The organism is Rhodococcus sp. KRD162 (assembly GCF_017168335.1).
Lineage (GTDB): Bacteria > Actinomycetota > Actinomycetes > Mycobacteriales > Mycobacteriaceae > Rhodococcoides.
Window position 1 is genome coordinate 21,903 of the sequence record NZ_JABFAU010000012.1, and the last position, 12,674, is coordinate 34,576.

At 64.6% G+C, this 12,674-nt stretch carries 10 protein-coding genes; 7 read left to right on the top strand and 3 right to left on the bottom strand.

Going from position 1 to position 12,674, the window contains the following annotated elements:
• Positions 1-5: 5 nt before the first annotated feature.
• The 6 genes from J1M87_RS17025 to J1M87_RS17050 all read left to right on the top strand — a co-directional run bounded on the left by J1M87_RS17025 (position 6) and on the right by J1M87_RS17050 (position 6,441).
• Positions 6-284 carry a sarcosine oxidase subunit delta gene (locus J1M87_RS17025; RefSeq protein WP_032377699.1) on the top strand — a complete coding sequence of 93 codons (279 nt, stop codon included), beginning with the start codon at positions 6-8 and terminating at the stop codon, positions 282-284.
• Positions 281-3,124 carry a 2Fe-2S iron-sulfur cluster-binding protein gene (locus J1M87_RS17030; RefSeq protein WP_206490693.1) on the top strand — a complete coding sequence of 948 codons (2,844 nt, stop codon included), beginning with the start codon at positions 281-283 and terminating at the stop codon, positions 3,122-3,124. Before J1M87_RS17025 ends, J1M87_RS17030 begins: the two co-directional genes overlap by 4 nt.
• A complete protein-coding gene (locus J1M87_RS17035) occupies positions 3,117-3,695 on the top strand; it encodes a sarcosine oxidase subunit gamma (RefSeq protein WP_206490694.1) in 579 nt (192 codons plus the stop codon). Before J1M87_RS17030 ends, J1M87_RS17035 begins: the two co-directional genes overlap by 8 nt.
• A 63-nt stretch (positions 3,696-3,758) precedes the next feature.
• Complete coding sequence (gene folP, locus J1M87_RS17040; RefSeq protein ID WP_206490695.1) at positions 3,759-4,688, top strand: dihydropteroate synthase; 930 nt, start codon at positions 3,759-3,761, stop codon at positions 4,686-4,688.
• Positions 4,685-5,062: a glycine cleavage system protein H gene (locus J1M87_RS17045; RefSeq protein ID WP_206490696.1), complete on the top strand. Its 378-nt coding sequence runs from the start codon at positions 4,685-4,687 to the stop codon at positions 5,060-5,062. The genes folP and J1M87_RS17045 overlap by 4 nt, the downstream gene beginning before the upstream one ends.
• A complete protein-coding gene (locus J1M87_RS17050) occupies positions 5,059-6,441 on the top strand; it encodes an L-serine ammonia-lyase (protein ID WP_206490697.1) in 1,383 nt (460 codons plus the stop codon). The genes J1M87_RS17045 and J1M87_RS17050 overlap by 4 nt, the downstream gene beginning before the upstream one ends.
• A 160-nt stretch (positions 6,442-6,601) precedes the next feature.
• On the opposite strand, the gene purU is transcribed toward J1M87_RS17050, so the two are convergent.
• The 3 genes from purU to J1M87_RS17065 all read right to left on the bottom strand — a co-directional run bounded on the left by purU (position 6,602) and on the right by J1M87_RS17065 (position 11,722).
• Positions 6,602-7,450, bottom strand: coding sequence for a formyltetrahydrofolate deformylase (gene purU, locus J1M87_RS17055; RefSeq protein WP_206490698.1), 849 nt, complete (start codon positions 7,448-7,450; stop codon positions 6,602-6,604).
• Positions 7,451-7,475: 25 nt separating this feature from the next.
• Positions 7,476-9,941 carry an FAD-dependent oxidoreductase gene (locus J1M87_RS17060; protein WP_206490699.1) on the bottom strand — a complete coding sequence of 822 codons (2,466 nt, stop codon included), beginning with the start codon at positions 9,939-9,941 and terminating at the stop codon, positions 7,476-7,478.
• Between the two features lie 176 nt (positions 9,942-10,117).
• Positions 10,118-11,722 (bottom strand): BCCT family transporter, encoded by a 1,605-nt coding sequence (locus J1M87_RS17065; protein ID WP_206490705.1) that lies wholly within the window; start codon positions 11,720-11,722, stop codon positions 10,118-10,120.
• 411 nt (positions 11,723-12,133) lie between these two features.
• Between J1M87_RS17065 and J1M87_RS17070 the strand changes: the two genes are divergently transcribed.
• Positions 12,134-12,674 (top strand): alcohol dehydrogenase catalytic domain-containing protein (locus J1M87_RS17070; RefSeq protein WP_206490700.1); only part of this gene is annotated, 541 nt, incomplete at its 3' end.

The following is a 12,674-nucleotide window of genomic DNA, read 5'->3' on the forward strand; positions in this document are numbered from 1 at the left end:
TGGCAATGCAATTGATCGAATGCCCGTGGTGCGGGAGTCGAGAAGAAACCGAGTTCCACTACGGCGGGCAGGCGCACATCGCTTACCCCGAGGAACCATCGGCCCTCACCGACGAACAGTGGGCGCACTTCGTGTTCTTCCGCGACAACCCCAAGGGGCTCTTCGCCGAACGGTGGAGTCACAGCGCAGGCTGCCGGCGTTGGTTCAACGCCGTACGCGACACCGCCACCTACCGAATCCACAGTGTCTATCGCCTCGACGACCCGAAGCCGGTGAACCCATGACCGCATTCCGCACCACCTCCGGCGGCCGCATCGACCGCACGAGCACCCTCGACTTCACCTTCGGCGGCGCTGCCCTACAGGGACACCCGGGCGATACGTTGGCCTCGGCGTTGCTCGCCAACGGCATTCATCAGGTCACCACCAGCATCAAGCTCGGCAGACCCCGCGGATTCACCGCCGCCTGGGCAGAGGACACCGGTGGACTCGTACAGATCGAGGAGCCGTTCCCCGAGCCCATGCTGCTCGCGACCACGATCGAGCTGTACGACGGGCTGGTTGCCCGCGGCATCCCCGGGCAGGGCCGTCTCGCCGAGATCTCCGACTCGGCCAAGTACGACGCCATGCACGCACACACCGACCTGTTGGTCGTCGGCGCGGGACCGTCGGGCCTGACGGCGGCACTGCTCGCAGCACGAAGTGGCGCGCGAGTGATCCTCGTCGACGACCAGAGCGAGTTCGGCGGTTCGCTGCTCGGCTCCGATGATCAGATCGACGGTCGTCCGGCGCTGGAGTGGGTTGCCGACACGATCACCGAGCTGTCGAGCTTCCCCGATGTCACACTGCTGCAGCGCACCACGGCTTTCGGTTCCTATGACGACGGCTTCGTGCTCGCACTCGAACGCCGCACCGATCATCTCGGGTTGGAAGCACCGGCTGCACTCAGCCGTCAGCGCGTCTGGCGTATCCGCTCGCGGCACATCCTGGTGGCCACCGGCGCACACGAGCGCCCGGTCGTCTTCACCGACAACGACCGGCCCGGAATCATGTTGGCGCACAGCGCCCGTACGTTCCTGCATCGCTACGGCGTCACCGTCGGCACCGAGTCCGTCGTCTTCACCACCAACGACAGCGCCTACCGGGCTGCCGTCGATCTGCACGACGCAGGGGTCCGCATCGCAAGCATCGTCGATGCCCGCGCAACTGCACCCGAACACTGGCTCGGCCTGTGCCGCGATCGCGGCATCGAGGTACGCACGGGCAGTGTCGTTTCCGGCACCCGCGGCGACACCCGCGTCACCCACGCGCTGGTCACCGGTGCCGACGGCACGACCGACACGGTCGGCTGCGATGTCCTTCTGGTCAGCGGCGGCTGGAACCCTGCCGTGCATCTGTTCAGTCAGGCCCGCGGAAAGCTCCGCTACGACGGCGGACTCGGCGCATTCGTGCCTGCAGACGACGTCGAGGGAATCAGTGTCGCAGGATCGGCATCGGGAGTGTTCGATCTGGACGGATGTCTGCGCGATGGCGGCGCGGCCACCGCAGCTGTACTGACTCGCCTCGGTTTCGACACCCCCGAAAGCTCGGTACCTGTAGTCGATTCCGTTCCGAGCAGCGAATCACTGGTGCTGTGGCGGGTACGCGACGATGCCGGTGCCGACAGCCAATTCGTCGACGTGCAGCGTGACGCCACCGTCGCCGATCTGGTCCGCGCGGTCGGTGCAGGCATGTCCTCGATGGAACACATCAAGCGGTACACCACGATCGGCACGGCGCACGACCAGGGCAAGACCTCCGGCGTGGTGTCCTCGGGCATCGTGGCGGAACTGCTCGACAAGCCAGTCGAGAACCTCGGCACCACCACGTTCCGGCCGCCGTACACCCCGGTGGCGTTCGCGGCACTGGCCGGCCGCAACCGCGGCATGGCCTTCGACCCGGAACGGGTTACTGCAGTTCATGATTGGCACGTCGAACGCGGCGCCGTCTTCGAGGATGTCGGCCAGTGGAAACGGCCCAGGTACTACCCACTTCCGGGCGAGGACATGCACGACGCAGTACTGCGTGAATGCGCGGCCGTGCGATCGGCCGTCGGCATGCTCGACGGTTCCACTCTCGGCAAGATCGACGTCCAGGGGCCGGATGCGGGCGTGGTGCTGGACATGTTCTACACGAACATGATGAGCACGTTGAAAGTCGGCATGGTTCGGTACGGCGTGATGTGCGGTACCGACGGCATGGTCATCGACGACGGTACCGTCATGCGCTTGGCGGACGACCGCTTCCAGGTGTTCACCACCACCGGCGGCGCTGCCGCCATGCTGGACTGGATGGAGGAATGGCTGCAGACCGAATGGCCGCACCTGGCAGTTCGATTGACGTCGGTGACCGAACAATGGGCCACGTTCCCCGTGGTGGGTCCGCGTTCCCGTGACCTGGTCGGCGAGGTCTTTCCCGAACTGGACGTGTCCAACGAGGCGTTCCCGTTCATGGCATGGCGGAACGCGTCGATCGACGGCATTCCCGCCCGGGTGGCGCGGATCAGCTTCTCCGGTGAGCTCGCCTTCGAGGTGAACATCGATTCCTGGCACGCCCACGCGCTGTGGTCGAGATTGATCGCCGCAGGCGAGAAGTACGGGATCACCCCGTACGGCACCGAAACCATGCACGTTCTGCGCGCCGAGAAGGGATACCCGATCGTCGGCCAGGACACCGATGGCACCGTCACCCCGCAGGATCTCGGGATGAGCTGGGCAGTATCGAAGAAGAAGCTCGACTTCATCGGAAAGCGCTCGTTCGATCGTGCCGAGAACCGGAACCCGCTGCGCAAACAGTTCGTCGGACTCCTTCCGGTCGACCGCGAGACCGTGCTTCCCGAGGGCTCGCAGATCATCGAACATTCCGACAGCGGAGTCCTGCCAGAGCTTCCGGTCCCGATGCTCGGCCACGTCACGTCGAGCTACGCCAGTGCCGAACTGGGCAGGCCGTTCGGGTTGGCCCTCCTCGAAGCCGGTCGTGATCGACTCGGCGACATCCTGCACGTCCCTGTGGGTGACACCTTGATCGCCGTGGAAGTCACCGGCTCCGTACTCGTCGACCCGGAAGGAAATCGCCGTGATGGCTGATCGTCTCGCCTCCAGAAGTCCACTCGCAGAGACAGTTCTGTCCGACAATCCCTCGATACGCATCGTGGAGGAGCCGTTCCTGGCCGGAGTCGATCTATGGGTCGACCCGAACGGGCCGGGCGGAGCGGCCGCCGCGGCCGAGCTCGGCACCGACCTTCCCGGCCCAGGACGGGTGGCCGAGGGAACGAACACCACAGCCATCTGGCTCGGTCCCGAGGAGTGGCTGGTGATCGGAGCCGGCGTCGATTCCGTCGAACTCGAACACCGTCTCGGCTCGGCGGTTCGAGAGCACGGTGGTGCGGCAACCGATGTATCCGCTCAGCGAACGAGTCTGCGGCTGAGCGGTCGCCGTGCCCGCGACGTGTTGGCCAAGGGCTGCTCGATCGACTTGCACCCCCGCGCCTTTCCGGCAGGTTCGACGGTTCAGACGATGCTCGCGATGGCAGGCATGATCCTCATCGCCTGCGACGACACGGGAACGGACTACCGCATCCTCGTACGGTCGTCGTTCGCGCGGTATCTCGCCGCCTGGCTGATCGACGCATCCGAGGAATACACCGACCTCGACTGACCCGCTCTGCTGGACCCCGCGCGAGAGAAACAGGTGATCGCAGTGCTCACGACCGTCTCCACAGTGACACGGGCAGCCGATGCCCGTGATCGGCTACTGACCCGGCTGACGACCGCACACCCCGTCGTCTGCGGGATCGTCAACGTCACCCCCGATTCGTTCTCGGACGGGGGGCGGTTTCTGGACACCGATCATGCTGTGGCGCATGCACTGTCGATGGTCGAGGACGGGGCGGAACTGCTCGACATCGGCGGTGAATCGACTCGGCCCGGCGCCACACCGCCCACCGTCCGGGAGGAAATCGAACGCGTCGTTCCGGTGATCGAGGCATTGTCCGGACTCACGGTGGTACCACTGTCGGTCGATACCTCGCGCCCGGAGGTGATGCGCGAGGCGGTGGGTGTGGGCGCGAGCGTGATCAACGACGTTCGCGCTCTTCGAGTTCCCGGTGCGCTCGCCGCTGCGGCCGACTTGGACGCCGCGGTGTGCCTGACGCACATGCAAGGCGAGCCGTCGACGATGCAATGCGCTCCTCGCTACGTCGACGTCACGGCGGAGGTATGCGCGTTTCTCGACGAGCGGGCTGCCGAGTGCACTCGGGCCGGCATCCCGGCCTACCGTATTCTGGTCGATCCAGGCTTCGGGTTCGGTAAGACCCTCGAGCACAATCTGCAACTGTTCCAGGGGCTTCGGGTGCTCAGCTCGGCCGGTAGACCGATCATGGCGGGGGTATCGCGGAAGGGAATGATCGGTGCCGTCACCGGCCGCGATGTCGACGGCCGACTGGCCGGGTCACTCGCTGCCGCGATCCTCGCGGCCCAGAACGGGGCCTCGCTCCTCCGGGTCCACGATGTCGCCGCCACCATCGATGCGCTGGCCGTGGTTCGGGCAGTGCGATCTGCGGACGACGCCGGCCCATCCATTCGTGCAGCATCTTCCCTTTGTCCGCCACCCGTAGGTCAACCCATGATGAATGCCGAGGCCACCTCATGACTGCATCCCTCACTTCTGCCCATCGACTCTTCGACGCGGGTCATGGTTGGATGGCCGTCGACCCGTTCGGTTCACCCGCCCAGACCCCGAGCCGAGTGGGGGTCACGCCTGCTGCACTCGAGGGTTCTGCGGACATTCTCGGAGTCGACCTACCGCCGGTGCGCACCGTGGTCACTGCGGGACAAGCCTGCGGCACCATCGCTACCTCCGCTGGGCCGGTGACGGTGTACGCCCCGGCGGGCGGCATGGTGACGATCGTCAATCCTGCAGTGCGAGAGGACCCCTCGATCATCGCCACCGACCCGCTCGGAGACGGCTGGCTGTTCGCCGTACTCACACCCCAGACCACCCACGACGTTCGAGGCGATTCATGACTATCAGTGTGTTCGACCTCTTCTCCGTGGGAGTCGGCCCCTCGAGTTCGCACACGGTCGGGCCGATGCGTGCGGCCGCTCGATTCGTCGACGACCTACGTACCATCTCCGCATTCGAAGACGTCCGGGAAGTGGCGGTGGACCTGTACGGCTCACTGGCGGCCACCGGCGCTGGACACGGCACCATGACGGCAGTCCTGCTCGGACTGGAAGGCCTTGTTCCCGAGACCATCTCGACCGAGTACATGGAGCAGCGGCAGCAATCGATGGCGGCGACCGGACGAATCCTGTTCGGCGGCGTTCGCGAAATCGACCTGGCTGTGGACGACATCGTGCTCCGGCCGTTGACGGTGTTGCCGTTCCACCCCAACGGAATGAGACTCACTGCTCGCGCAGCGGACTCGACCGAATTGCACACCGAGACGTACTTCTCGGTGGGTGGCGGTTTCGTGGTCACCGAGGCCGAAAGCGTGGAGGCGGTGACGCCGCTCGCCACCCCGAACGGTTTCGCGTCGGCCAAGGAGCTACTGCAGCTCTGCGAACGACGGCGCTGCAGCATCAGTGAGGTCATGACCGAGGTGGAACTCGAACGCCGCACGCTCGACGAGATCCGGGACGGCTTGCTGCACATCCGCGACGTGATGGTCGAGTGCGAGGTTCGTGGTATCTCTCGCGACGGCCACCTTCCGGGTGCGCTCGGCGTGCGCCGCCGAGCACGAGACTGGTTCCTGCGCCTCGAAGCCGAGGATCCGCACCGGTCGAGCGAATTCGCCGAGGACTGGGTCAATCTCGTCGCTCTCGCAGTCAACGAGGAGAATGCGTCGGGCGGAAGAATCGTGACCGCACCCACCAACGGTGCTGCGGGCATCATCCCGGCGGTGCTCCATTACGCCACGCGGTACACCCCAGCCGGCATCGCCGACCCCGACGGCAGCACGGTGCGTTTTCTGCTCACCGCCGGGGCGATCGGGTCGCTGTACAAGGAGATGGCCTCGATCTCCGGTGCCGAGGTGGGCTGCCAGGGCGAGGTCGGTTCGGCAGCATCGATGGCCGCGGCCGGTCTGGCCGAAGTACTGGGCGGCACACCGGAGCAGGTGGAGAACGCCGCCGAGATCGCGATGGAGCACAGCCTCGGCCTCACGTGCGACCCGATCGGCGGCTTGGTGCAGATTCCGTGTATCGAGCGCAATGCCATCTCGGCAGGGAAGGCCATCAATGCAGCGCGTATGGCGTTGCGCGGCAACGGCACCCATCGTGTCAGCCTGGATCAGGTGATCGAGACCATGCGATCGACCGGTGCCGATATGCACTCGAAGTACAAGGAGACCTCCAGCGGCGGTCTGGCCATCAACGTGCCGGTCAACTTCGTGGAGTGCTAGAGGCAGAACCTCACACCCTTTTTCGGGGGTGCGCGCCGATTCTCGGAGACTAGAACCCGCGCGCACTCTGCAGAAAAGGTGTGAGGTTCTCCCATTTCCCCACCGCACAGACAACCAGGGCCCGTACCGATTCGGTACGGGCCCTGGTCGTGTGCGCGGCTCAGCTGAAGATCACTGTCCGGTGTCCGTGCAGCAGAACGCGGTTCTCGCAGTGCCAGCGGACCGCCCGCGACAGTGCCAGCGCTTCCGCGTCCTGTCCGACGGTGGCCAGACGAGACGGGTCGTGCGTGTGGTCGATACGAATGACCTGCTGTTCGATGATCGGACCCTCGTCCAGATCGGGGGTGACATAGTGCGCCGTCGCACCGACCTGCTTGACGCCCCGATCGAACGCCTGGTGGTACGGCTTCGCGCCCTTGAAGCCGGGCAGGAACGAGTGGTGGATGTTGATCGCCCTGCCGTGCAGCGCTCGGCACGTCTCGTCGGAGAGCACCTGCATGTACCGCGCCAGCACCACCAGGTCCACCGCGTACTCGTCGACGAGATCGAGCAGGCGCTGCTCGGCCTCGGCCTTGGTACCGGGGGTGACGGGAACGTGGACGAACGGCAGCCCCGCAGCCTCGGCCATCGGCCGCAGTACCTCGTGGTTGCTCACCACGGCCACCAGCTCCCCGCCGAGGTTCTGCGAGCGCCACCGGAAGATGAGGTCGTTGAGGCAGTGCCCCATCTTGGAGACCATGACGAGCACTCGGGGCTGACTGCACCCGTTGAAGGTGTACGTCATGGCGAATCTGTCGGCCACCTCCCGGAAACTGTCGGTCAGCTTGTCGATGTCGGTGGTGCCGCTGGCCACGAACGACGTTCGAAGGAAGAACGAGCCGTCCGTGGAATCGTCGAACTGTTGATGTTCGGCGATGTCGCAGTCGTTGTCGAAGAGGAATGCACTGACGGCCCGGACGATGCCCGGCCGCTGGCCGCAGCTGAGCGTGAGGGTGAAGTTCTCGGTCATCGAATCTCCTGGTACTGGTGGGTCGTCAGCTACGGATTTTGGCCATTTCGGGATCGACGAGCGGCTCGGCCACGACGGTGGCGGACACGAGTCGGTCGAAGTACTGAATCTGAACTGCGGCACCGGGTTCTGCGCTACTGGCCGGGACCCAGGCATAGGCGATGGGGGCGCCGACGGTGTGTCCGAACGCCGCGCTGGTGACGTAGCCGGCCGGCTCGCCGTCCACCAAGACCGGCTCATGGCCGAGGACCACCGAGGTACCGTCGTCGATCTTCAGGCAGACCAACTTCTTCGAGACGGTGTCGTCGGAGATCTCGAGGACTGCGTCGCGGCCACGGAACTCGCCCTTCTGCGGGCGCACCGCGAAGCCGAGTCCGGCTTCGTAGGGGTTGTGTTCGGTGGTCATGTCCGAACCCCAGGACCGGTAGCCCTTCTCCATGCGCAGGCTGTTGAACGCCGCGCGCCCGCCGGCGATGATGCCGTACTCGGAGCCGCTCTGCCACAACATGTCCCACAGTCGCTGGCCGTAGTCTGCTGTGGTGTACAGCTCCCAACCGAGCTCGCCCACGTACGACAGCCGCATCGCGGTGACGGGCACTCCACCGATGCGAACCTGCTTGCAACGGAAGTACTTGAAGTTCTCGTTGGAGAAGTCGTCCTGGGTCAGCTTCTCCACGACGTCGCGGGCATGTGGACCCCACAGCCCGATGCAGCATGTGGAGCCGGTGATGTCGTCGACGGTGACGCTGCCGTCGCTGGGTGCTTCGCGGCGAAGGTAGTCGAAGTCGAGGTTGCCGTTGGCACCGACCTGAAATTCGTCTGCGGACAACCGCGCAACGGTGAGGTCGCTTCGGACGCCGCCGTTCTCGTCGAGAGCCAGCGCATACGTGACGGCCCCGACCGTCTTGTCCATCTTGCCGGTCGTCAATCCTTCCAGGAACGCAAGCGCTCCCGAGCCGCGTACGCGAAGACGCTTGAGCGGGGTCATGTCGTACATGGCGACGGACGTTCGGGTCTTCCACGCCTCGGCCGCAGCGATGGGTGAGTGGAACATCGATGCCCACTCGTCCCGCTTGGGCGGCTGCCATTCGGCTGGGAGCTGCTGCACCAGGTCGGCATTGGCCTCGTACCAGTGCGGGCGTTCCCAGCCGCCACCTTCGAGGAACATCGCACCGAGCTGCTGCTGGCGCGCATGGAAGGGACTGACTCGAACATCGCGGGGGGACAACCGCGGCTGCAAGGGATGCATCACGTCGTAGATCTCGACGAAGTTCTGCTGCGAGGTTTCGCTGACGTAGGAGGGATCGAGCTGGAAGTCTTCGAATCGGTTGACGTCGCACCCGTGCAGTTCCACTTCGGAGCGCCCGTCGACCAACAACTGAGCGATTGCCCTGCCGACACCTGCCGAATGGGTGACCCACACGGCCTCCGCGATCCAGAACCCCTTGACGTCCGGGGACTCACCGAGCAGCGGCCCACCGTCCGGGGTGAACGAGAACACTCCGTTGAAGCCGTGGTCGATCTCGGCCGTCTCGAGACACGGCAGCAGCAGCTTGGACTGCTCCCAGGACGGTGCGAAATCCTGCTGCGTGAAGTCGAGCATCGATGGCATCGCCTCGTCGGACACACCGTCGCCGCCGGGCAAGGACGCGGTGTCGACGGGCATCGGACGGTGGGCGTAGGTGCCGATTCCGAGACGATCGACGTGTTCGCGGAAGTACAGATCCTGATCTTGGTGACGGAGGATGGGCAGGCCCGCCTCGGCAGCTTCGGTGTTGCGTCCCACCAGTTCCGGAATCTGGCCGGTCTTGGCGTACTGGTGCGCCAGGGGCAGTAGCGGCACCTTCATGCCGACCAGCTCGCCCACGTCCGGGCCCCAGAAGCCGGCGCAGGAGACCACGATGTCGGCCTCGATCACGCCCTGGTCGGTTGCGACGCCGGTGACTCGCCCGCCGACCTGCTCGATACCGATGACCTTGGTCGAACCCCGGAAGACAGCACCACGCGATTCGGCGCGTCGGGTCAGTGCCACGACGGCGCGGGAGGCCTTGGCCAGGCCGTCGGTCTCGACGTACAGGCCACCGAGAACGCGCGAACGGTCCAGCAGGGGGTGCAGTTTGGCGCATTCGGACGGGTCGATGACCGATCCTTCGATGCCCCAGGAGGTGGCCCATCCCTGCTTGCGATGCAGGTCGGCCAACCGCTCCTCGGTGGTTGCCACTTCGAGGCCGCCCAGCTGGTTGAAGCACCACTGACCATCTACCTCGAGGCCCATGAACTTCTCGACCGTGTACCGGGCGAGTTCGGTCATCGTCTTGGACGCGTTGGTCTGGAATACGAGCCCCGGTGCGTGCGATGTGGATCCACCCGTGAGCGGGAGTGGCCCTTGATCGAGCACGGTGATGCGATCCCAGCCGCGTGCGGTGAGCTCGTCGGCCACGTTGGTGCCGACGATGCCGGCGCCGATGATGACAACTCTCGGTGAACCCATGATGGTCCTTCCGTATCGGGGTGGAGAGATGGAGCTCGGCCGCGATGACTGTCGGCCTGCACGACAACTAACCATAGATTGATATATCAAGAGTATGGCCACAGGTGGTTGCGGTCAACCCCTCACAACCGACGGTGCGGGACGCATCTGCGCGCGTCCCGCACCGTCGGCTCGATTCACTTGTCGGACTTGACTTTCACCGGACTCTTGACGATGAACGGATCGCTGGTCACGTCCTTGTACAGCGAGACACACGTACCGATCATCACCAGCACGAAGGGTGCGGCCACGATGATCGTCATGGTCTGCAACCCGTTGAGGGCATCGGACCCTCCGGTCCACAACATGAGGATCGCGACGCCACCGGTGACCACGCCCCAGAAAGCCACCACACCCCTCGAAGGATCGAGGGTTCCTCGTTGCGACAAGGTGCCCATCACGATGGAGGCGGCATCGGCCCCACTGACGAAGAAGATTCCGACCAGCACCATCACCAGTACCGAGGAGACCCCGGCCCACGGGAACTGGTCCAGCACCGCGAACAACTGTGATTCCGGCTTACCGAGAGCCACCAAATCCTCGGTACCCTTCTGCTGCTCGCCAATTGCTGCACCGCCGAAGATCGAGAACCACACCAGGCTCACCGACGTCGGGACGAGGATGACACCGATGACGAACTGACGGATGGTGCGGCCGCGGCTGATGCGAGCGAGGAACATTCCGACGAAGGGGGTCCACGAGATCCACCAGGCCCAGTAGAAGATCGTCCAGGACGAAAGCCACGACTCCGTCTCGGGACCGCCCGATGCCGCCGAACGCGCCGACATGCCCGCGATGTGCGCGGCATAGTCACCGAGAGTGGTGGGCAGCAGGTTCAGTATCAACACCGTGGGCCCGGCAACGAACACGAAGAGGGCGAGCACGAGGGCGAGCACCATGTTGATGTTCGAGAGCCACTGAATTCCCTTGGATACTCCGGACACTGCCGAGGCTACGAACGCCAGAGTCAGGATGGCCACGACGGCGACCAGGAGTAGCGTTCCTGCCTGATTCACCCAGCCCAGAACCTCTATGCCCGAACCGATCTGGAGCGCTCCGAGACCGAGAGAGGCCGCGGTGCCGAACATGGTGGCGAAGATCGCCAGGATGTCGATGACCTTGCCGATGGGCCCTTCGGCGCGTCGGCCGATCAGCGGAATGAAGGAGGCGCTGATCAGCTGCTTGCGGCCCATTCGATACGTACCGTAGGCGATGGACAACCCGACCACCGCGTACATCGACCAGGGGTGCAGCCCCCAGTGGAAGATCGCCGTCGAAAGAGCTGTTCCCACAGTCGAATCGGTGATTCCAGGCGGCGGGGTGACGAAGTGGGTGAGCGGCTCGGCCACTCCCCAGAAGATCAGGCCGATTCCCATGCCGGCGCTGAACATCATCGCGATCCAGCTGACGGTGTTGAATTCCGGCTTCTCGCCGTCCTGACCGAGTGGAATCTTGCCGTACCGGCTCAGCGCCAGCCACAGCGCGAAGATGACGAATGCAGTGGCCGAGAAGATGAACAGCCAGCCGATGTTGGTCACGACCCAGTCGAGTACGGACGCATTGACGGTTTTCATGTTCTCGGTACCGAGAATGCCCCAGGCAAGGATTGCGATCACGATGACCGCGGTGATGCCGACCACCACCTTGTCGGTGCGCGGCTTGGCCCCGTCACCGGGGTGGTAGACCTCGAGCGGACCGTAATCGTGGCGGTCAGGTTTGTCGGGTGTCGCGGTCGGCTTCATGCCGAGCCGGGGTTTGTCGGCTCGGGGTTTGCTGTTCGTTGTCACATCGTTCTCCCTCCGGCTCTCGCCGAATAGGTGTGTCGCCCGTGTACGCAGCGTGGATGGTCGAAAAATGATTTGCGCGACGCATTGCTCTATGCGCAACTGTGGCAGTTCGACTCGGACAAGAGTGAGCCGACCGAGGGGATGTGTCAAGAGATGACCAGCCGGTTCGAAATAATCAGACTGGAGCATCATCGGCGATCAATAGCCCTGAACTGGGCAGTAGCTGTTCGATGTCCGCAAATCGGACATATTTGGATATCAGCATTTAACATTCACTACTGTTCGGTAATTGATATATTACGTTGATTCCAATTCGGTCAGCTGTCTCGTCGACGGCGACCTCCCCTACCCCAAGGAGTACTCACCATGTCGCAGCAAGTCCGGGCAGTCGTTGCCAAGAGCAAGGGCGAGCCCGTGTCGATCGAGACGATTACGATCCCGGATCCGGGTCCGAACGATGTGGTGGTCGCGGTTGCGGCGTGCGGGGTGTGTCATACGGATCTGCATTATCGCGAGGGTGGGATCAACGACGAGTTCCCGTTTCTGCTCGGGCATGAGGCGGCGGGCACGGTCGAGTCGGTCGGTGCGGCGGTCACGCATGTGGCGGTCGGTGATGTGGTGGTGCTGAACTGGCGGGCGGTGTGCGGGGAGTGCCGGGCCTGCCGGAAGGGCAGGCCGTGGTACTGCTTCGATACGCACAATGCGTCGAAGAAGATGACCCTCGCGGACGGGACCGAGCTCTCGCCTGCGTTGGGTATCGGCGCGTTCGCGGACAAGACATTGGTGCACGAGGGCCAGTGCACGAAGGTCGATCCGCAGTCCGATCCGGCGGTGGTCGGGCTGCTCGGATGCGGGGTGATGGCCGGGTTGGGTGCGGCGATGAACACCGGCACCATCTCGCGGGGCG